Raw genomic sequence first — 20223 nt, 5'->3', positions numbered from 1 at the left:
CATGCTTTTACCGAAGGATCGTTACCACATGACGTTCACCCGCTTTTCGGCGCCGCGACTCACGCGGACAGCCATCTCCCGCCTGGGCCTGTTGCTGGTCATGTTCTCCGGAGCTGCGCATGCCCATGTCGATACCGATTCGGTCGGTGGCTTTGCTGCAGGCTTCCTGCATCCTCTGACGGGGCTTGATCATTTCACGGCCATGGTGGCGGTGGGCCTGTGGGGCGTGATTCTGGGGGGCCCGCCACCTGGCTGCTGCCGGTCGTCTCCCCGATGATCATGGCGCTGGGCAGTGTGGTCGGCATCGTGGGCCTGGCGCTGCCGGGCATCGAGATCGGTATCGCGCTTTCCGCGCTGGTGCTCGGCGCCTTCATCGTGTGGCGGGTCGCATTGCCGCTGTGGCTCGCCTGTCTGGTGGTCTCGGTGTTCGCGATCTGTCATGGCTACGCCCACGGGGCGGAATTGCCCCTGACCTCTGATCCCTGATCCCTTCGCCTTCGCGATGGGTTTCATGTTGGCCACCGGCAGTCTGCATGCCGCCGGTATCGGCGTGGGCGTAGTGGCAGAGCGCTTGCGTCAGGGCGTGTTGCTGCGGGTGTTGGGCGCAGTGACGGCGCTGTTGAGCGTCTACTTCCTGATGGAGGCCCTGGCATGATGATGTGGGATCAATGGCTGTTGGGTGTTCGCGCCGCCACCGGAAGCCCGGTGATTCTTTATCTGCTGCTGACGACAGGGCTGGTCGGTGTTGCCACTCAGAGTCGTTTCACGGCTTGCGAGGTAATGCGCCATGTTCTGCGTCTGATCAATGCCATGGTGCTGGGTATCGCGGTGGCGCTGTTCGCACCGGATTACCTGGTGATGGGAGTCGTGGGTTTCGCGATCGTCGTGGCCTTGCTGGTGTCGATTCATCTACCGCTGCGCACGCTGTGGGGCAGGGCGCTGATGGCGCGTATCCCGGCAGTGTTGTCGGGGCTGGTGGTCGCCCTGCTGTTCGTCGGTCATGACGTGGCCACTACCCCAGTGGCAATACTGCTGGGCGTGATGACGGCCATACTCCTCATCGTTGTCGCCGGCTGGGGAGTTCTTGCACTAGCCGGGCGTTTGCTCCCCGAGACGGCTTTCGTCATCGCCCAGCGCGTGCTGGGCGCCTGGCTGGCCGCCATCGGCGTGATGACCCTGACCTTCATCGTGATGCAGTGGTGAGGCTGTCCTCTTGCATTATCAGGCTGCTCGCCCCCATTGCATGAGGATGCCCTCAGTAAGCCCCAAGGAATGGAGCGCGTATGCAGTTCATGAAATATGCCAGGCAGTTGGCGAGGAACCCGCTGGGGATCATCGCGTTGTTCATCTCGTTGATCTATGGCTTCGCGAGTCTGCTGCTGAATTCGGCGGCCGAGACGCTGACAGTGGCGGAGCGATGGCCGTTGATCGGTTTCATCGTGGTGTTTCCGCTGCTGGTGCTGGCGGTGTTCTATCGACTCGTGACCCATCATCACGGCAAGTTGTATGCGCCGGGGGATTACGACAAGGATCGCTCCTTCATGCGCACGCTATCGCCAGCCGAGCAGGAGAAGCGTCTGACTCGCGAGGTGCAGGAGTCGCTGGGGGAGAGTGATTGGCAGCAGGGCGGAGTAGGCGCCGAGGCTCAGGTATCAGCCGCAGATGAGTATAGTGGGCACGCTGTCGACGATGCCGATGTTGCGCAGCTGTTGAGCCCTCAGGACGGCACCGACGAGAAGGCGCCGTTATCGCGTGCCGAACATCTGGATCATCATCGCCAGCAGATGACCCAGCTGAAGGATGCGGTGCTGTGTCAGATGCAGGAGTCCTCCACTGCGGGCGGTGGTGCTAGCGTTGGGATGACGCGGCATGTGCGTGTCGGCGAGACCGATGCCTGCTTCGATGCGCTGCTCGAGGGAGAAAGTGCCCCCTTCACGTTCATTGAAGTGAAAGTGCTCAAGCACTACGCCAGAGCGCAGACGGTGCTGCAAAGTCTGCTCTACGAAGCGCTGCTGGCGGACCGGACCCTGGAGGCCAATTTCAGACTGATCGTCGTGGTCGTACTGACGGACGATTCGTCTCAAGACATGACGCGGGAGCGGCTGGAGCAGGAGTGGCATCAGCGCATCCGTCAGTGCCCGGTCGCCATCGAGCTGCGCTTCATGTCACCGGCGAGTCTGAAGACTTAGGCGACGGCTTGACGCTCGAGCGGTCATCACTAGGCCTTTCATTCATCAGTTATATCTGCCGTCAACTATGTCGGTCACCAGCTATGTCTGTCACCAGATACACAAACGCCCAGTCACGACTTTCGTGGCTGGGCGTTTTGCGCTAGTCCAGGGCGCACAGACGCCGATCGAGGGCTTCACAGAAGGCCTGCCAGGCGTGCTGCATCTCGGGGAGCGCATGATGTGCATGCAGCGCCGCATGCACCATGCCGCTTGCACTGCGATAGCCGACATCGGCACCGCGCCAGCGCCAGACATCCACCGCTGCCTCCAGCGGTTGGGTCAGCGGGTCATGTTCGGCGGCCAGCACTTCGATCTGGCGTGCCGGCGGCTGCTGGGAATGGGCCGGCGAGGGCGAATAGCTGGCGGAGCGGTCGCCCTCGGCGACGGTCAGCCACATGCTGACCACTTCATCGCGGCCGAGTAGCGGCGCATCCGAACCCAGCGCGAACTCGTTCTCCTTGGCCAGCACGAAGACCGGGTCCATCGGCGGGTAGATCAGCCCCAGCACATAGCTTGTGGGCTTCTCGGGGGCCGGATGTTCCTGATGGTGGGCCGTCTCCATTTCCGCGCCGTGGGTGCCGAGGCTTTGCATGCGCGTGCCCTGCAGGCCGATGTTGGGCATCTCGGTATCGAGTCGGCGCGCCACATCCATCGCCAGTCGAGCGCCGGCGCTGTCACCGACGATGGCCACCGGTTCGACAGTGGCGGAGAGGTGCTCGATGGTCGCCAGGCAATCCGCCAGTGCGTCCTGATAGTTGGCTTCCGGCAGCAGGCGATAATCGACACTGACCACCTCACGACCCAGATGGGCGGCCAGGCTGGAGGCGATGCCCTGATGGCTCTCCGGCGAGCCTATTTGCCAGGCCCCGCCGTGCAGAAACACCACCGGTGCCGGCAGGTTGCCTTCCGCCTTGCGTGCCACCTCCGGGATGAAGTGGCGCAGGCGCAGCGGCGTCGCCCGGCCAGCGACCTCGACGTGATTCTCGTGGGTCGTGACGCCCTCGGCGAGCGGCGCGCCAAGTTGCTGGCACAGTTGTTCATAGCGCTTGCGGGCGTCTGCCAGCGGCATCTCTACCATTTCATCCATGCCGCGCGCGAAGTCATCGATGAAGGCGCGACAGGTGATGGGGGAAGGCGTCATGGTCATGAGTCGGCTCTCGGCGGGTGTCCCAATACAATAACACCCCGCCAGAAGACTGGCAGGGTGCGGGTTTCGACGCTAAATCAGCGACTTGTTATCCGAAGCGGACATCGGTTGTCACACGTCTCAGGCCGTCTTGCGGCGGATGGCGATACGACGACCGGCCGCCTTGGGCCAGTCCTCGTCGCCTGCCGGCTGGGGCAGGGCGGCAATGCGCTCCGCCACCGATTCCGGGCAGGGCGTCGGACGACCGCCGCTGATGCTCATCGCCATCAACATCTGCTCGCTGGTGGCGATCTCGCCGCCGTCGGCATCCGTCAGGGTGAACAGCACATGCTGGCGCTTGGCGTCATGGTCCAGCAGCAGCACCTTGACCTTGAGCGTCTGACCTTCATGCGTTTCCGCCAGATAGCATAGGTGCGTCTCCAGGGTGTAGATGGTCAGGTCGTGTTCGCGACGCCCCTCGGCATCCAGCCCCACGTGCTCCATCAAGGCTTCGACCGCCATCGAGAAGGCACGCGCGTACTCGGCATCATTCATGTGGCCGTTATAGTCGACCCACTCATGCGGTACCGTGATCTCGAGTAGGTCCATCAGATACGCCCCTCGAGACCTTCGGCTTCCGGCCAGTACTTGCGCGTCAGGCTCAAGAGCTCGACCAGGAATTCATCGCGACGACGGTCCAGCTCGGCAACCGGGCGGCCCGCAGCCTGGTATTCGCAGCCTTCCACGACCTTGTCGATCAGCTCGTCGGTCAGCTCCGGCGCTTCGAGTTTGGTCCACGGCAGTTTCAGGGCCGGGCCGAACTGCTCGAGCATATGACGCATGCCCGGCTCGCCGCCTGCCAGGTGGAAAGTCAGGAAGGTGCCCATCAGCGACCAGCGCAGACCACAGCCGTAGACGACGGCAGCGTCGATCTCTTCGGTGGTGGCGACGCCGTCGTTGACCAGGTGCAGGGCTTCACGCCACAGCGCTTCCATCAGGCGGTCAGCGATGTGACCTTCAATCTCGCGACGCACGATCAGCGGACGCATCGCCAGCTTCTGGTAGTCATCGCGGGCGCCTTCCAGCAGTGCCGGTGAGGTGTGCTCGCCACCGACCAGCTCGACCAGCGGCAGCAGATAGACCGGGTTGAAGGGGTGAGCGACGATGACGCGGCCCGGTGCCTTCTTGCAGTCCTGTTGCAGATCGGTCGGCTTGAAGCCGGAGGTGGAAGAGCCGATCACGACGTGTTCTTCGGCCGCCGCGTCTATGGCGCTGAGGATTTCCTGCTTGAGTGGCAGACGCTCCGGCACGTTTTCCTGGATCAGATCGGCGCCGACCACAGCTTCCTCGAGGGTCGCGGCGAAGCGCAGACGATTGACGGAGGCTCCTTCTGCCAGGCCATCCTTCTCAAGCGCATGCCAGGCATTTGCGACGAAGGCGCGGGTGCGGGCTTCGGCGTCCGGCGCCGGGTCAAAGGCGACCACATCCCAGCCATTGGCCAGTGCGCGTGAGATCCAGCCATTGCCGATGACACCGGTTCCTACGACAGACAACTGGCTCATGCGACACCTCCAGCGGTTTCAAGTGCGGCGATATCGCCAGCGGTCTTGCCGGTGGACGGATCACGCAGCTTGAGGAATTCACGCGTCTCGGCCGGGGTCATCACGCTGGAACCCAGGTTCTCGATGATGCCGGAGGACTTCTCGACCAGCTGGGCATTGGTCGCCATCACGCCCTTGGCCAGATAGAGGTTGTCTTCGAGACCGACGCGAGCGTGACCGCCCAGCAGCACGGCCTGTGCGACCATCGGCATCTGCATGCGGCCGATGCCGAAGGCGGCCCAGTTGGAGTTGGTCGGCAGCTTGTTCTTCATGGTCAGCATGGTTTCGGTGTCGGCTTCCGCGCCCCACGGAATGCCCAGGCACAGCTGGAACAGCAGGTCGTCGTCGAGCAGGCCTTCCTGCTGCAGCTGACGGGCGAACCAGACGTGGCCCAGATCGAAGCACTCGAGCTCCGGCTTGACGCCAGCGGCCTGCACCAGACGAGCGTGCTCGCGCAGCCAGTCGGCGGTATTGATGTAGACCATGTCGCCGAAGTTCAGGCTGCCGCAGTCCAGGGTGCACAGTTCCGGCAGCAGTTCCTGGATCGGCGCGTGACGCTCGGCCGGGGTCTGGATGTCGGTGCCCGGGCCACCACGAGTCGGGTCGTTGACGTCCGGAATCCAGTCGCCGCCGCCACCGGCGGTGATGTTCATGACGATGTCGGTGTCGGCGGAACGCACACGGTCCATGACTTCACGGAAGTGCTCGGTGGAGTGGCTGATGCCGCCGGTCTCCGGATCACGAACGTGAATGTGGGCCACGCTGGCACCGGCCTTGGCGGCCGCGATGCAGTCATCGGCGATCTGCTTCGGCGTCACCGGGACATTCGGGTTCTTGCTGGCGGTATCACCCGCGCCAGTGATGGCGCATGTCAGGATAGTCTTACGATTCATCGTCGGGCCTCACGTGTCAGAACACTTGTCTGCGGTAAGTCGCAGCGGCCATGTCACCAGACGTCAACCTGCACGTCCCGGTCGCATCGCCTCTGCGCCTTTGTTGAACACAGTGTCGTGAAGTTGAGGGCAGCGAGATGATCAGAAGACGCCGAATACTTTGCGTTTTACGTCAACTTTGCTCAGGCCGGGCGCCAACCCGCCCTGACGGACGCGAATGCGTCGTTGAGAAGCCTCAATCGTGAGCCAATCGAGCTGCGTCAAAGGGAGGCTTTTCGGCCTCAGGTGCTGCCACCGACCCGCAGCGTGAACCCCAGGTCGTGGCTCAGTTCTCCGACGGGTTCGCCATTGATGCGCGCCAGCAGCTTGCGCGCTGCCATGCGGCCGATCTGCTCCCGCGGTGAGACGATGGTGGTGAGGCGCGGCGTGACATGCTCCCCGATCGGCAGGCCATTGAAGCCGGCGATGGCGATGTCGTCCGGGATACGCACGCCAAGCCGCGCGGCGGCGAGAATGGCGCCACAGGCCATGTCATCGTTGGCGAAGTGGATGGCGTCGCAGTCAGGGAATGTCGCTTTGATACGCTCAAGCGCCTGAGCACCGCTGGTCATCTGTTGACGCACGGGCAGGTCGAGTAGGGGGGCGTCCTCGATGCCGGCCGCCGCCAGCGCCTCACGGTGCCCGGCATAGCGCATCGCCGCGCGATAGTCGCGATCGAGCTCGGCACCGGCGAAGTGGATCGTGCGATATCCGCGTGCCAGCAGGTGCTCGGTCATGGCGCGCCCAGCGGCGACATGATCCATCCCCACGTTCAGATCCAACCCTTCCCCCAGCTCCATGATCTCAACGATCGGCTGATTCCAGTTCTCCAGTATCTGGCGCGTCGCATCGTCATGGCGCAGCCCCGTCACTACCAGGCCCGCGGCCGACCAGCCCAGAAAGGTACGGATCAGCTGGGTTTCCCGAGCCAGATCGTAATCCGTCTTGCCCAGCAGCAGCTGATAGCCGTGTGCCTCGAATTCGTCCTGCAGGCCCTTGATCACGTCGATGAATACCACGTTGGACAACGAGGGCACGATCACCGGAATCACGCGACTGGAGGCCGAGGCCAGGCTGCCAGCAATCATGTTGCGCACGTAGCCGACCTTCTCGATGGCCGCTTCGACCTTGACGCGTGTCGCTTCGCGCACGCTGTCGGGGCTATTGAAGTAGCGCGAGACGGTGATCGAGGAGACCCCGGCTTCCCGGGCCACGTCATTCAGGGTCGGCTGCATGGCACCCTTGCGGTTGCGGCGGGGAGATGATGGTGGATTAGACATATGTCGCGTTTTCTCATTTGCCGCTTGTCGTGGCTTGGAGCCTAATCTATTAATGATGTTAGCGCTAACATGGTAGCGCTAACATTCAGTGAAGTGTTGATCGGTGTGCCGCATGAGGCCGCCTTGATCAGCACTTGAACAGCTTCCGCGGGAGATGCGAGATGACAGCAGCAACGACTTCACCGGTGATCGGCCTTGTCGGCCTCGGCGCGATGGGAATGGGCAGTGCGCGCGCCATGCTGGAAGCAGGCCTGGACGTGATCGGCTGTGATATCTCGCCCGCCGCCTGTCAGGCGTTCGAAGCGGCGGGTGGCCGCGCCGTTGCCTCGCCGCTGGAACTGGCGGCCGAGTGTCAGGTGGTGGTGCTGGTCGTGGTGAATGCCGATCAGGTTGAGCAGGTGCTGCTCGGGGCGCAGGGTGAGGGCGGTCTGGCCGAGCGACTCGCGCCGGGTAGCCTGGTGATCCAGTGCGCCACCGTGGCGCCGAGCTTCGCACGTGAACTGGAAACCCGCCTGAACGGCATGCAGCTGGAGCTGCTCGACGCCCCGATCAGCGGCGGCACCGTCAAGGCACGCAGTGGTGAGCTGTCCGTGATGTCCTCCGGCAGTGAAGCGGCTTACGTCAAGGCGGAACGCGTGCTGGCGGCGATGGCAGCCAATGTCTATCGGCTGGGCGACTGCGCCGGCCCGGGCTCGAGCGTCAAGCTGGTCAACCAGCATCTCGCTGGCGTGCACATCGCGGCGGCGGCAGAAGCCATGGCGCTGGGCATGAGCATGGGGATCGACCCCGACACCCTCTATGACGTCATCACCCATTCCGCGGGCAATTCCTGGATGTTCGAGAATCGCGTGCCGCACATACTCAAGGGCGATTACACGCCGCTGTCGGCCGTCGACATCTTCGTCAAGGACCTGAACATCGTGCACAGCACCGGGCGCGAGCTGAAGCTTGCCATGCCGGTGGCCGGTAGTGCCCTGCAGCAGTTCACCGCCGCCAGTGGCGCAGGTTTCGGGCGCGAGGACGACTCGGCCGTCATCAAGGTCTATCAGCGTCTCGGCAGCTTCAGCCTGCCGGCCGCGAATGATGAAGGAGCGCAGTGATGCCGATCGTACTGGGCGGAATCGCCGATGACTTCACCGGCGCGACGGATCTTGCCAACAACCTGGTACGTGCCGGCATGCGCACCGTGCAGGTGATCGGGGTACCCCAGGACGCGCTGCAGGAAGGGGCGGCGAACGGGCTGGATCTGACTGAGGTCGACGCCGTGGTGGTCGCGCTCAAGTCGCGCAGCTGCCCGGTGGATCAGGCGATCAGTGAATCTCTCGCGGCGCTTGAATGGCTGAAAGCCCAGGGCGCGCGCCAGCTGTTCTTCAAGTACTGCTCGACGTTCGATTCCACGCCCGAGGGCAATATCGGGCCGGTCGCCGATGCCTTGCTGGAGGCCTTGTCTGCCACGCAGACGGCCTTCGTGCCGGCCTTCCCCATCAACGGACGCAGTGTCTATCAGGGCCATCTGTTCGTCGGCGACCGCCTGCTCAATGACAGCGGCATGCAGCATCATCCTCTCAACCCGATGACCGATGCCGACATCGTGCGCGTGCTGTCACGCCAGACGCCGCATGGCGTGGGGCTGCTCGATCACGCCACTCTGTGCCGCGGCGCGCAGGAGGCCCGTCAGCGTCTGGACGAGCTTGCCCATCAAAACGTTCGTCATGTGGTCTGTGACAGCCTCGATGAGCAGGATCTCGAGGTACTGGCCGAGGCGCTGGTCGATCACGCGCTGGTCACCGGTGGCTCTGGCCTCGCGCAGGCCTTGCCTGCCCAGTACCGCCGCAAGGGCTGGCTTGAGCCGATCGATGATGCAGCGGTGCTGGCCCCGGCGCAGGGCGCCGCGATGGTGCTGTCCGGCAGTTGTTCTCGCATGACGCTCAAGCAGGTGGCGCACTTCACGCAGCAGCATGCTGCCTTCGCGCTGGACCCCGTCAAGCTCAACGCGAGCGATACCCACTTCGAGGCGGCGCTGGAGTTCGCCCGTGAGCAACTGGCGGCGACGGACCCCAAGCCATTTCTGATCTACGCCTCGGCCGAGCCGGAAAGCGTCAAGGCGGCGCAGGCGTCACTGGGCGTCAAGCAGGCCGGTGAGCTCATCGAGTGCGCCCTGGCCAGTCTGGCCAGCACCCTGGTCGCGGAAGGCGTCGGGCGCCTGCTGGTGGCGGGGGGAGAAACCTCCGGCGCGGTGGTCTCGGCGCTCGACATCCGTGAGCTGCGTATCGGCGGTCAGATCGACCCCGGTGTGCCCTGGACACAGGCACCGCACCCGGCCGCCGGCCCCTCGCAGCCGGAGGCGATGCTCTCGCTGACACTCAAGTCCGGCAACTTCGGGGGTGAAGACTTCTTTACCCGGGCATTCGACGTGCTGGATGCCATGAATCCTCGCGAGGAGAACGCATGAGTCAGTCACAGCACGATATCAACGTGTTGCGTGAGCAGATCGCCACCTACGGCAAGTCACTGTTCGACCGCGGCCTGACCATGGGGGCCAGCGGCAACATCAGCCAGCGGCTGGACGATGGCGGCTGGTTGATGACGCCGACCAATGCCTGCCTGGGGCGTCTGGACCCGGCGCGCATCTCGCGCCTCGATGCCCAGGGCGTGTTGATCGATGGCGACGCGCCGACCAAGGAGCACTTCCTGCATCGCGCCATGTATGACGAGCGCCCGCAGTCGGGTGCCATCGTCCACCTGCATTCGACCCACTCGGTGGCGGTGTCCTGCCTGCCGGACGTGAATCCCTGCGAGTGCATTCCTCCGCTGACGGCCTATTACGTGATGCGGGTCGGCAAGTTGCCGCTGGTGCCTTACTACATGCCGGGCGACCCCGCGCTGGGCGATGCCGTGCGTGGCCTGGCCGGCAAGCACTGCGCCGTGTTGCTGGCCAATCATGGCCCGGTGGTGGCCGGCAAGACCCTGGAAGCGGCGGTCTATGCCACGGAAGAGCTTGAGGAAACCGCCAAGCTGTTCCTGCTGCTGCAGGGCAAGAACCCACGTGGGATGACCCCGGAACAGGTGGCGGAACTCGAAGCCAGGTTCGGGCGCCCCTGAGTGATGACGTCTTCGTCTGTGAAATCCAAGGATCTGACATGACCCGATTGGCCGCCAATCTCAGCATGCTGTTCACCGAGCATGACTTTCTCGATCGCTTCGCGGCTGCGGCCGAAAGTGGTTTTCGCGGGGTCGAATATCTCTTCCCCTATGCCTATTCCCCGCAAGAATTGCGCGCAAGGCTCGATGAGCACCAGCTGTCGCAGGTGCTGTTCAATCTGCCGCCGGGCGACTGGGAGGCCGGTGAGCGTGGCCTGACCTGTCTGCCGGGGCGCGAGGAGGAGTTTCGGGCCTCGGTGGCCGAGGCGATTCGCTATGCCCAGGTGCTCGACTGTCCGCGCGTGCATGCCATGGCGGGCCTGGTACCGCAGGGCGCGGATGACGCCATGCGCGCGCGTTGCACCGAGACCTACATCCACAACCTGCGTTACGCCGCCGCCGAGCTTGAGAAGGTCGGCAAGACACTGCTGATCGAACCGATCAATCCGCGCGACATGCCCGGCTTCTATCTGAGTGGTCAGGCGCAGGCACGCGAGATTCTCGCCCAGGTCGGCGCCGCCAACCTCAAGGTGCAGTTCGATCTCTATCACTGCCAGATCGTCGAGGGCGATCTGATCCGCAATCTGGAAGCGCAGTTCGCGCATATGGGCCATGTGCAGATCGCCGGCGTGCCGGACCGTCGCGAGCCGGATGTCGGTGAAGTGCATTATCCGGCGCTGTTCGACCGGCTGGAGAGTCTGGGTTACGACGGCTGGATCGGCTGTGAATACCGTCCGCGGGGTGAGACGCGCGCAGGCCTCGGCTGGGGTCGCGCCTTCGGGCTCAACGACGGCCAGTCCGGCACCGCCTGATCACGACTCAAGACAGCAGAAACGCCAATAACGACAACACGTCATGAGCCGTCATGCCAGGCGGCGAGCAAGGAGTCCACACGATGCACGTCATGATTACCGGCGCTGCCGGATTTCTCGGTCAGCGCCTGACCGAGGCCTTGATCGACACGGGCAGCCTGAAGGGGCAGCCATTGTCACGCTTGACCCTGTTGGATCAGATCGAGGCGCCACGTCCCGAGGCGGCGTCATGTCTGGCAGTCGAACCGGCCACCTCGCTGGATATCGAGATCGTGGCAGGCGATATCGCCGATGCCGAGGTGCTTGATCGCTGCCTGGCGGGCGAGCCGCAGGTGATCTATCACCTGGCAGCCGTGGTCAGCTCGGCGGCCGAGGCGGACCTGGCGCTCGGCATGCGCGTCAACTTCGACGCGACTCGCCTGCTGCTGGAAGGCTGCGCGGCGCGTGGATTGCGCGACACCCGGCTGGTGATGGCCAGTTCGGTCGCCGCCTACGGAGGCGATCTTCCCGAGACGCTGAGCGACATGACTGCGCTGGTGCCGCAGAACTCCTACGGCACCCAGAAGGCGATGTCGGAACTGCTGATCAATGACTACAGCCGTCGCGGGCTGGTGGATGGCTGCGTGCTGCGTCTGCCCACCATCATCGTGCGCCCCGGGCGTCCCAATGCGGCAGCCTCGAGCTTCGCCTCCTCCCTCCTGCGCGAACCGCTCAATGGCGAAGCCGCCATCTGCCCGGTACCGAGCGAGCTCGAGATGTTCGTAATGTCGCCCCGTCGGGTGGTCGCGGCCCTGCTCAAGGGCGCGGAGGTGGCGAGCGCGGACTTCGGCCTCTCTCGCTGCTTCATGCTGCCGGGCATCACCGTCAGCGTCGCGTCAATGCTTGCGGCGCTCAAGGATGTCGCCGGCGAGCAGGCGCTGGCACTCGTCAAGCATGAGCCTGACCCGCGTATCACCGCCATCGTCGGCAGCTGGCCGGCGCGCTTTGACACCCGCAAGGCGCGTTCGCTGGGCTTCGTCGGCGATGCCGACCTGCACGAGATTCTCAATGCGTATCGCGATGAGAGCGCCAACGCCTAGCCAGCGTCTGGGCATCTTATCCAAGACGAGCTCGCTAGACACCTTTGCCAGAGCTGCTCGTCACATCAGTACGTCAATAACAACGATCGGCGTCATGCCAGCCGGCAGCGCCGACACCGCATACCTTGCGCCACACAATAACAAACTACAGGAGTAGCCCCCCATGACAGACGCCGCCGTCGCGGGGCCACAGGTCATCATCGGCCTGGGCATCGCCATCTTCGTCATGATCTATCTGGTATTGAAAACCCGCGTGCATGCCTTGCTGGCCTTGATCATCGCCGCCTCACTGGCGGGGTTGATCGGCGGCATGCCGCCCAATGAGGTCATCAGTGCCATCACCACCGGTTTCGGCAAGACGCTTTCCACCATCGGTCTCGTGATCGGCTTCGGCGTGATGATGGGGCGTATCCTGGAGGTGACTGGTGCCGGGCAGCGCATGGCCTACGCTATCCTCAATCTGCTGGGCAAGAACAAGGAAGAGGCCGCGATGGCGCTGACGGGCTACATCGTCTCCATTCCGATCTTCTGTGATTCGGCCTACGTCATCCTCAACCCGCTGGTGCGTTCACTGGCTCGCAACAGCGGACGTTCGGTGATCGGTCTGGGCATCGCGCTGGCGGCTGGCCTGATCATCACCCACTCTAGCGTGCCACCGACCCCGGGTCCGCTGGGCGTGGCGGGTATCTTCGGTGTCGACATCGGTCTGATGATCGGCTGGGGCCTGGTGATCACCGCTCCTGCGCTGATCGCACTGGTGATCTACGCCCGTATCATGGGCCCGCGCATCGAGGCGATGCTGGAAGCCCAGCCGGGTGGCTTCGAAGATAGCGTCAAGCATGACACCGACAGCATGCTGCCTGAATCGGAACTGCCGTCCCTGCTGATGTCCTGCATGCCGATCGGCCTGCCCATCGCGCTGATCTTCCTCAACACGCTGGTCAGTGCCGTGATGGGCGATACCAGCAATGCGCTTACCAGTACCATCGCCTTCATCGGCAACCCGGTGATCGCCGTGGGCATCGGGGTGCTGGTCGCCATCTATGGCCTGATGCCGAAGACCCCCAGGCAGGAAGTGTTCGATCATCTGGAAAAGGGCGTCGAGACGGCGGGGATCATCCTGCTGGTCACCGGTGCCGGTGGTGCACTGGGCTCGGTACTGCGTGCCAGTGGCGGCGGCGATTACATCGCCATGCAGGTCGCGGCACTGGGGCTTCAGCCGCTGTTGATCCCGTTCATCATCGCCACGCTGGTGCGCTTCATCCAGGGGAGTGGCACGGTGTCGATGATTACCGCGGCCTCGATCTCCGCGCCGATCCTGATGGGCATGCCGGACGTCAACATGGTGCTGGCCGCGCAGGCCGCCTGTATCGGCGCGATGTTCTTCAGCTACTTCAATGACAGCTATTTCTGGGTCGTCAATCGCATGCTCGGCGTCAAGAGCACCAAGCATCAGATGCTGGTGCTGACCCTGCCGACGACGCTGGCCTGGGCCATTTCCATCATCACCCTGTTGCTGCTCAACGCCATTGTCGGTTGAACCAGCCAGAGAAATCAGCTTTATCAGGAACGCCGGGCCTCATCGAGGTCCGGTGTTTTCGTTGGATTTTCGTTCACGAGCGAGGTATCAACACGGACATGCGGCGCTTGAACATCTCCGTCAGCGTGGCTTTCAACATTTGCGCATGTGATAAAGAAAGCAGGGCGATTGAAGGGAAATCAGACATGCCTTCACGAATGGCAATATTGGAGCAACACCTGAGTGCCACGACTCCTGCAAGGCTGAGCTTTGCCCCTGAACTCGAGAGGGACTTTGAACAGTTCGAGCATCGTCGGCGCATGAGTCGTGCAGTAATGGGCTGCTGGAGCCTGATCATCTTTCAGCTGATGTTCGTGCTTTATGACACCGTCTATGCGCCGGTCGCGATCCTCGTGCTGGCCCTCAAGAGCGAGGTCTGTCGCCCCGTCGGGCGTGAGGCGCTGCTGGTCGCGACCCTGTGGGGCGTGATCGGCCTGGCGGCGTGGCTGGCAGTGCGCGAGAACCACCTGCGCTGCTTCCTCGAACTCTATGCGCTGGGCGTGGTGCCACTGGTCGGTATCGTCCTGATGCAGCTGCGTTTCGTCGCGGCTCTGGTGCTGTCGGCAGGGGGGATGGTCATCGTGATCAGCGTAGCGCTGAGCGTATCGATGCCCTATGCCCATATGGACTTCGCGATCGTCTTCGTCTTCATGGCGTTCTGCCTGTTTTCGCTGATTGCCAGCTTCCGCATCGAGTTCTCGGCCCGTCATGCCTATCTGATGACCTCCATCGATCAACTGCGCCTGCAGGATGTGGAGTCACGCAATGCCGAGCTGCAGGAAATGGCCTGTCTCGACCCGCTGACCCAGCTCTACAATCGCCGTCATCTGATCGAGGTGCTCAAGCAGCACCATGGCGATGCTCAGCAGGCGAAGAACGGCGTGTCCGCGTCCCATCCGGTGCCACCGTTACCATGTCTGGCGCTGATGATGATGGATGTCGATCACTTCAAGGCCTTCAATGATCACTACGGACATGTCCCGGGCGACAACTGCCTGTATCAGATCGCCCAGGCCTTGCAGGAAACACTGGACAGGGAAAAAGGCGCTGGCATCGCCGGTGCTCTCGAGGGGAAAGAGGCTGCGTTGGCCAGCGTCGTCCGCTTCGGTGGCGAGGAATTTACCGCCCTGGTGGCCGTGCGAGATCTCGAGCATGCGCACAGCCTGGCCGAGGCGATGCGCTATGCCGTCAAGTCGCTAAAGCTGCCTCACCGCGAGTCGGAACTCGGCGTCGTCACTGTGAGTGTGGGGCTTTGCGTCATCCCCTTGTCGCGCCTGCTCGAGGGCGAGGGAATGGAGGATGAGATGACGCGTGACATGGCGGTCGAGACGCTGCTCAGCCGCTGGGTCGATCAGGCCGACAAGGGGCTCTATCGTGCCAAGCGCCATGGCCGCACCGTACCTGCGTGCAACGTGGTAACGGCCATGGCAAGGTGCGCGCCCAGGCCAGTGATGACCTGCGTGATGGCCTTCACGATGGCCTTGATGATGAGCGCCAGGCTGCGCAGCAGGGTGAGCGGCAGAATGCGCAGCACAATGAACAGAAGGCAGAGTCGCCTGATCACAGGCCGCCGATGGGCGGAGCGGGCCTGTCATGAGAAGTCAAAAGCGACTCCCCGGCGCCGGCGAGGCGACGATGCCGGCGGCGTTGGCCGCCGAGCGCGGTGTCGTCGAGGGGTTGATCGACGGTCGCGGCGCGTCACGCTGGCGGCTCATGTTCCCCGACGCCCTCGAGACCCGGTATGTGGAAGAGGCACGCGTCTCGCGCACGCGCGGCTTGCTGTATTCCGGCATCTTCGCCTTCGTGATGTATGCCACCTTCCTGATCAGTGACACTATTCATCGCAGTGAGGACCTGGCACTGGCCGCCATGCTGCGGCTGGGCTGTGTTTGCGTGGTGGCCATGCTGGTGCTTCCTCTGGTGCAGCGCGCGCCTTCCATGCGGCTCAAGGAGTGGCTGATGACCGCGCTGGTGATCAACACCATGCTGGTCAGCGCCATCCTGTTGCAGCTGTCGCGCACCGAGCTTTCGCATGTCGATACGCTGTTGTTCGGCTTCTTTCCGATGGTCGGCAACATTCTCTTTCGACTGCGCTTCCTCCAGGCACTGACGGCGTCGCTGACCTGCACGCTCATCATGGCCGGTGTGATCGCGTTGGAACCTGCCGGCCAGGAGGGGCTGGAGCTGCTGGCGATGGTGATCTTCGCCAGCACCACGGGGCTCTCGCTATTGGCCAACCATCAGCTCGAGTACAATCAGCGTCAGGTGTGGTTGCTGCGCCAGCGTGAGCGGCTGTTGCTGGAGGAGAAGCGCGCTGCCGGGCAACGTCTTACCCGAGAGGCCAACTGCGATGCACTGACGGGCGTCTACAACCGGCGTCACCTGGAGCGGGATCTGGCCCAGCGCTGGGCGGACCTGACCCGAGAGGACGGGCTGGCGATCCTGATGGTGGATGTCGATCACTTCAAGGCCTACAACGACCATCATGGACATGTGGAAGGGGATCACTGCCTGCAGCAGGTTGCCGGTGCGCTCCAGGCCGGCATCGGCCCGCAGCCGGGCATGGTGGTGCGCTATGGCGGCGAGGAATTCCTGGTTCTGCTGGAGTCAGTGACCGAGCGGCAATTGCGTGCCTGCGCCGAACGCATCCGCCGCAAGGTGCGTGCGCTCAAACTGATCCACCCTGACAGCTCCGTGGCGAAAGTGCTGACCGTCAGCGTCGGGGCGGTGAGCTACAAGGCCGAGCAGCACACCAATCTGACCGATCTGGTACGTGCCGCCGATGCGGCGCTCTATGACGCCAAGCATCAGGGGCGCGACTGCTGTATCGTACGGTGAGAAGAGGTGGGCTGTACTGACAGCAGACGCCGGGTCTCGCTGGCGATGATACCTTCTTCATCGGTGGGGATGACGAGGATCTCGAGGGCAGAGTCCTTGCCAGTGATTGAGGTGGCGTTGCGCTGATTGGCATCAGTGTCCAGCGTCGCACCGAGCCAAGCGAGACGCTGGATGATCAAATGGCGCACCAGTGCCGAGTTCTCGCCGATACCGGCGGTGAACACGATGCTATCGAGGCCTCCCAACGCCGTTGCCAATGATGTCATTTCGCAGGCGGTGCGATAGCAGAACATCTCGATGGCTTCGCGTGCCTCGGGCGCTGGATGGGCCTCCAATTCTGCCATGTCATTGCTGATGCCGGAGACCCCCAATAGCCCCGATTCCTCATAGAGGAGGTGGCGAAGTTCCGTCGTGCTCATGCCCTTGCCATCCAGCAGGTGCAGCAGTACACCGGGGTCTAGCGAGCCGCAGCGCTGACCCATCATCAATCCTTCCAGTGCAGTGAAGCCCATGCTGGTGGCGACACTCCTGCGCTGCCTCATAGCGCACAGGCTGGCCCCATTGCCAAGATGCGCGACGATGACTCGACCTTCGCTGCGCGTTCCGAGTGGCGTCTCGGGCAGCCGGTCGGCGATGTACTGATATGAGAGACCATGAAAGCCATAGCGCACGATGCCAGACTCGCTGAGGGCTCGGGGTAGGGCGAAGGTCTGCGCCATTGAATCCTGGGTGCGATGAAAGCTGGTATCGAAGCACACGACCTGCGGGAGTCGTGGGACTGCATCGACGAGACACTGGATCGCTACCAGGCTGTGGGGCTGATGATTGGGGGCCAGCGGGATCAGCTCGGCCAGATCGTCAAGCAAGGTCGGGCAGACACGTGCGGGGCCGTGATGCTCGCGGCCGCCATGCACGACGCGATGACCGGCTGCAGTGATGGTCAGGCCATCATCATGGCGCTCCAGCCAGTCGAAAAGCGCCGGTATCAGATCCTCGTGACTGGCCCTCGGATGCAATGGCAGCTGAGCATCCCAATTCGGGGTGGTGCCATCGCGGGTTTGCGCTGTGAACCTGGGATGGCTGCCGATGCCGGAGAGCTTGCCGCGCAATACTGGCTCCTGTACACCCTCCACTGCTGGGAAGAGGGCAAACTTGATGCTGGAGGAGCCTGCGTTCAGCACCAGCGTGACATCTGTCATGAGCGGATTTCCGTCTGGTGGTTTAGATAGCGCTGTGCCAACGCGCAGGAAGCCAGTCGTGACAGCAGGCTGTCTGCGCGACTGGTGAGAATGATCGGGACTCGTGCACCGAGCACGATACCGGCGGCATCGGCTCCTGCAAGATAGATCAGCTGCTTGGCGATCATGTTGGCGGCTTCCAGATCTGGCGCGACCAGGATATCGGCATCCCCCGCGACCTGAGAATGAATGCCCTTCTCGGCAGTGGCCTTGGCCGAGATGGCATTGTCGAACGCCAGAGGACCATCGATCATCCCTCCCTGGATCTGGCCACGGTCCGCCATCTTGCAAAGGGCAGCGGCATCGAGCGTGGAGGTGATGTGAGGATTGATCGTTTCCACCGCCGACAGCAGCGCTACCTTTGGGCAGGTCACGCCAAGTGACTGCATCATGTCGATGGCGTTCTGAACGATATCTCGCTTGTGGGCGAGATCGGGATAGATGTTGATGGCGGCATCCGTTACCAGCAGTGGCTTGGGATAGGTTGGCACATCCAGCGCATAGACATGACTCATGCGGCGCTCGGTGCGCAGGCCAAGCTCTGCATTGACCACTGCTTCCATCAGTTCATCGGTATGCAATGCGCCTTTCATGAGCGCATTGACCTTGCCACTGCGCACCATTGCTACGGCCATTGCGGCCGCTGCGTGGCTATGGGGAGCATCGATGATCTCGATGCCTGTGAGTGATTCGCCGGCCTGGGCGGCAGCGGCGAGAATGCGCGCCTTCGGTCCGATCAGGACAGGCTGGATCAGTCCATGGCGACCCGCTTCCAGCGCACCTCCCAGCGATAGCACATCGCAGGGATGCACGATGGCGGTGGCAATCGCGGCCAGTCCTTCGGTGGCCGCGATCAAGCGCTTGTACTGAGCGCCCTGGACGTGCAGATGCACTTCGGGCAATACCACGCGCGGACGTCTTATGCGCTCGCGTGGCGCGATGACCTTGGCCACACCCTCAATGACCGTCTCACCTTGCTGGTTCGTGCAGCGGCATGCCAGGAGCAGGCGTCCCTTGGGCAGCTTCTCGCTGACCTCCAGACGCACGGCGAGGGTATCGCCCAGACGCACCGGCGCCTTGAAGCTCAGGGTCTGGTCGAGAAAGATGGTGCCCGGCCCCGGCAGTTCGGTTCCCAGCACGGCCGAGATCAAGGCGCCGCCCCACATGCCATGTGCGATGACGCCATGGAACATGTCAGTACTGGCAAATTCCTCATCGACGTGGGCGGGATTGACGTCACCGGACATCACCGCGAAGAGCTGAATATCCTTCGCCTGCAGAGTACGCACCAGCTCGGCGCTATCGCCAACGGCGATATCATCCCAGGTACGATTCTCGATGTACTGCAAGCTGTCGCTGGGGGCTGTGTCGTGAACTGTCTGTCCTTCTCGGGGTGGGACGAGTGGCTCACCGAATCCGAGCAGCCCCTCCTGCATCGGGCCTTTGCGGGGTGGCTCATCTGATGAATCATTCGGACCTTTCTCAGGCGAGCTTGCGCGTGACACGTTGTCGTCATGCTCGGACATGCAGACCTCCATCGATATGGACCGTTTCCCCTGTGACGCGACGGGTCGCGGGGCTTGCGTAAATCACCGCCAAGTTGCCGACATCCTCGATCGTCACCAGAACACCTTCAGGGGCGCGAGTACGAGCATCGTCGATCAGCTCATCGAAATGTGCGATGCCGGACCCGGCTCGTGTCTTGAGTGGGCCCGGTGACAGGGCATTGACACGGATACGACGTGGCCCCAGCTCCACGGCCAACGAGCGTACCGTTCCCTCCAGTGCCGCCTTGACCGGCCCCATGATGTTGTAGTGATCGACTACCTTCTCGCCGCCGTAATAACTCATGGCCAGGATGCTGCCACCTTCGAACATCAATGGTTCGGCCAATCGTGCCATGCGGATCAATGAGTGCACCGAGATATCCATCGCGCGTGAGAAGCCTTGGCGTGAACAGTCCGTTACCCGGCCATGCAGGTCTTCCAGCGGACAATAGGCGATGGAGTGCACCAGAACATCGAGGCGCCCGAAGCGAGTTTCGATCTGAGAAAACACGGTTTCCATCTCGCCTGCGGCCTCGACATCCAGCGGCAACAGCAGCGCTGCACCCACCTCCTTTGCCACAGGCTCCACATAGGCTCTGGCCTTGGCATTCAGATAGGTCATCACGATGTGTGCTCCGGCCGCACGAAACGCCTTCACGCAGCCGGTAGCAATGGAATGCGCATTCGCCACGCCCACCACCAGCACTACCTTGCCTTCAAGCGGCTTGAGAGGGGCGGGAGAGTCAGCTGTACCGGGAGTCTCAGATGAGTCTGGCGATTGGAGCGACATGATTGGCCTCGTTGATCGGATGTGTCGGG

The 20223-nt window shown here is 63.0% G+C and carries 19 protein-coding genes and 1 pseudogene; 12 read left to right on the top strand and 8 right to left on the bottom strand.

Going from position 1 to position 20223, the window contains the following annotated elements; all coding sequences use genetic code 11:
- Position 1 precedes the first annotated feature (1 nt).
- From CLAM6_RS18215 to CLAM6_RS10265, 4 genes and pseudogenes are all read left to right on the top strand, one after another.
- A pseudogene (locus CLAM6_RS18215) lies at positions 2–486 on the top strand (HupE/UreJ family protein).
- Entirely contained in the window at positions 476–655 is a 180-nt protein-coding gene (locus tag CLAM6_RS18090; RefSeq protein WP_347237584.1) for a HupE/UreJ family protein, read from the top strand. Before CLAM6_RS18215 ends, CLAM6_RS18090 begins: the two are co-directional and overlap by 11 nt.
- Positions 652–1203, top strand: a complete 552-nt coding sequence (locus tag CLAM6_RS10270) for a hypothetical protein (RefSeq protein ID WP_153635997.1) — start codon at positions 652–654, stop codon at positions 1201–1203. Before CLAM6_RS18090 ends, CLAM6_RS10270 begins: the two co-directional genes overlap by 4 nt.
- An 80-nt stretch (positions 1204–1283) precedes the next feature.
- On the top strand, positions 1284–2189 hold the full coding sequence (locus CLAM6_RS10265; RefSeq protein ID WP_153635996.1) for a hypothetical protein: 906 nt from the start codon (positions 1284–1286) through the stop codon (positions 2187–2189).
- Positions 2190–2331: 142 nt separating this feature from the next.
- Here CLAM6_RS10265 and CLAM6_RS10260 read toward each other — a convergent pair whose 3' ends face one another.
- The 5 genes from CLAM6_RS10260 to CLAM6_RS10240 form a co-directional block, all read right to left on the bottom strand.
- Entirely contained in the window at positions 2332–3378 is a 1047-nt protein-coding gene (locus tag CLAM6_RS10260) for an alpha/beta hydrolase (RefSeq protein WP_153635995.1), read from the bottom strand.
- A 120-nt stretch (positions 3379–3498) separates the two neighbouring features.
- Positions 3499–3966, bottom strand: coding sequence for a thioesterase family protein (locus CLAM6_RS10255; RefSeq protein ID WP_153635994.1), 468 nt, complete (start codon positions 3964–3966; stop codon positions 3499–3501).
- Positions 3966–4919: an L-carnitine dehydrogenase gene (locus CLAM6_RS10250; protein ID WP_153635993.1), complete on the bottom strand. Its 954-nt coding sequence runs from the start codon at positions 4917–4919 to the stop codon at positions 3966–3968. Before CLAM6_RS10250 ends, CLAM6_RS10255 begins: the two co-directional genes overlap by 1 nt.
- Complete coding sequence (locus CLAM6_RS10245; RefSeq protein WP_153635992.1) at positions 4916–5851, bottom strand: 3-keto-5-aminohexanoate cleavage protein; 936 nt, start codon at positions 5849–5851, stop codon at positions 4916–4918. The genes CLAM6_RS10250 and CLAM6_RS10245 overlap by 4 nt, the downstream gene beginning before the upstream one ends.
- A gap of 281 nt (positions 5852–6132) precedes the next feature.
- Complete coding sequence (locus tag CLAM6_RS10240; RefSeq protein WP_153635991.1) at positions 6133–7170, bottom strand: LacI family DNA-binding transcriptional regulator; 1038 nt, start codon at positions 7168–7170, stop codon at positions 6133–6135.
- Between the two features lie 161 nt (positions 7171–7331).
- On the opposite strand from CLAM6_RS10240, the gene ltnD reads away from it, so the two are divergent.
- From ltnD to CLAM6_RS10200, 8 genes are all read left to right on the top strand, one after another.
- On the top strand, positions 7332–8270 hold the full coding sequence (gene ltnD, locus CLAM6_RS10235; protein ID WP_153635990.1) for an L-threonate dehydrogenase: 939 nt from the start codon (positions 7332–7334) through the stop codon (positions 8268–8270).
- Complete coding sequence (gene otnK / locus CLAM6_RS10230) at positions 8270–9622, top strand: 3-oxo-tetronate kinase (protein ID WP_153635989.1); 1353 nt, start codon at positions 8270–8272, stop codon at positions 9620–9622. Before ltnD ends, otnK begins: the two co-directional genes overlap by 1 nt.
- The gene (gene otnC / locus CLAM6_RS10225) at positions 9619–10272 is read left to right on the top strand and encodes a 3-oxo-tetronate 4-phosphate decarboxylase (RefSeq protein WP_153635988.1); all 654 of its coding nucleotides are present in this window, start codon (positions 9619–9621) and stop codon (positions 10270–10272) included. Before otnK ends, otnC begins: the two co-directional genes overlap by 4 nt.
- A 38-nt stretch (positions 10273–10310) precedes the next feature.
- On the top strand, positions 10311–11123 hold the full coding sequence (gene otnI, locus CLAM6_RS10220) for a 2-oxo-tetronate isomerase (protein WP_153635987.1): 813 nt from the start codon (positions 10311–10313) through the stop codon (positions 11121–11123).
- 83 nt (positions 11124–11206) lie between these two features.
- Positions 11207–12202: a D-erythronate dehydrogenase gene (gene denD / locus CLAM6_RS10215; protein WP_153635986.1), complete on the top strand. Its 996-nt coding sequence runs from the start codon at positions 11207–11209 to the stop codon at positions 12200–12202.
- 163 nt (positions 12203–12365) lie between these two features.
- A complete protein-coding gene (locus CLAM6_RS10210) occupies positions 12366–13742 on the top strand; it encodes a GntP family permease (protein ID WP_153635985.1) in 1377 nt (458 codons plus the stop codon).
- Positions 13739–15613 carry a GGDEF domain-containing protein gene (locus CLAM6_RS10205; RefSeq protein WP_153635984.1) on the top strand — a complete coding sequence of 625 codons (1875 nt, stop codon included), beginning with the start codon at positions 13739–13741 and terminating at the stop codon, positions 15611–15613. The genes CLAM6_RS10210 and CLAM6_RS10205 overlap by 4 nt, the downstream gene beginning before the upstream one ends.
- Entirely contained in the window at positions 15495–16619 is a 1125-nt protein-coding gene (locus tag CLAM6_RS10200; RefSeq protein ID WP_172978683.1) for a GGDEF domain-containing protein, read from the top strand. The genes CLAM6_RS10205 and CLAM6_RS10200 overlap by 119 nt, the downstream gene beginning before the upstream one ends.
- On the opposite strand, the gene CLAM6_RS10195 is transcribed toward CLAM6_RS10200, so the two are convergent.
- From CLAM6_RS10195 to fabI, 3 genes are read right to left on the bottom strand one after another with little or no spacing between them, the layout of a single operon-like run.
- Positions 16589–17818, bottom strand: a complete 1230-nt coding sequence (locus CLAM6_RS10195; RefSeq protein WP_153635983.1) for an acetate/propionate family kinase — start codon at positions 17816–17818, stop codon at positions 16589–16591. The two genes, CLAM6_RS10200 and CLAM6_RS10195, sit on opposite strands and share 31 nt — an antisense overlap.
- Complete coding sequence (locus CLAM6_RS10190) at positions 17815–19383, bottom strand: bifunctional enoyl-CoA hydratase/phosphate acetyltransferase (RefSeq protein ID WP_242007642.1); 1569 nt, start codon at positions 19381–19383, stop codon at positions 17815–17817. The genes CLAM6_RS10195 and CLAM6_RS10190 overlap by 4 nt, the downstream gene beginning before the upstream one ends.
- The gene (fabI, locus tag CLAM6_RS10185) at positions 19370–20194 is read right to left on the bottom strand and encodes an enoyl-ACP reductase FabI (RefSeq protein ID WP_153635982.1); all 825 of its coding nucleotides are present in this window, start codon (positions 20192–20194) and stop codon (positions 19370–19372) included. Before fabI ends, CLAM6_RS10190 begins: the two co-directional genes overlap by 14 nt.
- Positions 20195–20223: the final 29 nt, after the last annotated feature.

The organism is Cobetia sp. AM6, assembly GCF_009617955.1.
Classification (GTDB): domain Bacteria; phylum Pseudomonadota; class Gammaproteobacteria; order Pseudomonadales; family Halomonadaceae; genus Cobetia; species Cobetia amphilecti.
The sequence above is the reverse complement of the archived record's forward strand: the minus strand, read 5'-3'. Positions and strand labels throughout refer to the sequence as shown.

Bases quoted from the DNA above. Each gene is read 5' to 3' on its own strand.
- CLAM6_RS10265 (WP_153635996.1), top strand. From the start codon at position 1,284: ATGCAGTTCATGAAATATGCCAGGCAGTTGGCGAGGAACCCGCTGGGG.
- otnC (WP_153635988.1), top strand. From the start codon at position 9,619: ATGAGTCAGTCACAGCACGATATCAACGTGTTGCGTGAGCAGATCGCC.
- otnK (WP_153635989.1), top strand. From the start codon at position 8,270: ATGCCGATCGTACTGGGCGGAATCGCCGATGACTTCACCGGCGCGACG.
- denD (WP_153635986.1), top strand. From the start codon at position 11,207: ATGCACGTCATGATTACCGGCGCTGCCGGATTTCTCGGTCAGCGCCTG.
- CLAM6_RS10195 (WP_153635983.1), bottom strand. From the start codon at position 17,818: ATGACAGATGTCACGCTGGTGCTGAACGCAGGCTCCTCCAGCATCAAG.
- CLAM6_RS10200 (WP_172978683.1), top strand. From the start codon at position 15,495: ATGTTCCCCGACGCCCTCGAGACCCGGTATGTGGAAGAGGCACGCGTC.
- CLAM6_RS10250 (WP_153635993.1), bottom strand. From the start codon at position 4,919: ATGAGCCAGTTGTCTGTCGTAGGAACCGGTGTCATCGGCAATGGCTGG.
- CLAM6_RS10255 (WP_153635994.1), bottom strand. From the start codon at position 3,966: ATGGACCTACTCGAGATCACGGTACCGCATGAGTGGGTCGACTATAAC.
- ltnD (WP_153635990.1), top strand. From the start codon at position 7,332: ATGACAGCAGCAACGACTTCACCGGTGATCGGCCTTGTCGGCCTCGGC.
- otnI (WP_153635987.1), top strand. From the start codon at position 10,311: ATGACCCGATTGGCCGCCAATCTCAGCATGCTGTTCACCGAGCATGAC.
- CLAM6_RS10260 (WP_153635995.1), bottom strand. From the start codon at position 3,378: ATGACCATGACGCCTTCCCCCATCACCTGTCGCGCCTTCATCGATGAC.
- CLAM6_RS10270 (WP_153635997.1), top strand. From the start codon at position 652: ATGATGATGTGGGATCAATGGCTGTTGGGTGTTCGCGCCGCCACCGGA.
- CLAM6_RS10210 (WP_153635985.1), top strand. From the start codon at position 12,366: ATGACAGACGCCGCCGTCGCGGGGCCACAGGTCATCATCGGCCTGGGC.
- CLAM6_RS10240 (WP_153635991.1), bottom strand. From the start codon at position 7,170: ATGTCTAATCCACCATCATCTCCCCGCCGCAACCGCAAGGGTGCCATG.
- CLAM6_RS10245 (WP_153635992.1), bottom strand. From the start codon at position 5,851: ATGAATCGTAAGACTATCCTGACATGCGCCATCACTGGCGCGGGTGAT.
- fabI (WP_153635982.1), bottom strand. From the start codon at position 20,194: ATGTCGCTCCAATCGCCAGACTCATCTGAGACTCCCGGTACAGCTGAC.
- CLAM6_RS10190 (WP_242007642.1), bottom strand. From the start codon at position 19,383: ATGTCCGAGCATGACGACAACGTGTCACGCGCAAGCTCGCCTGAGAAA.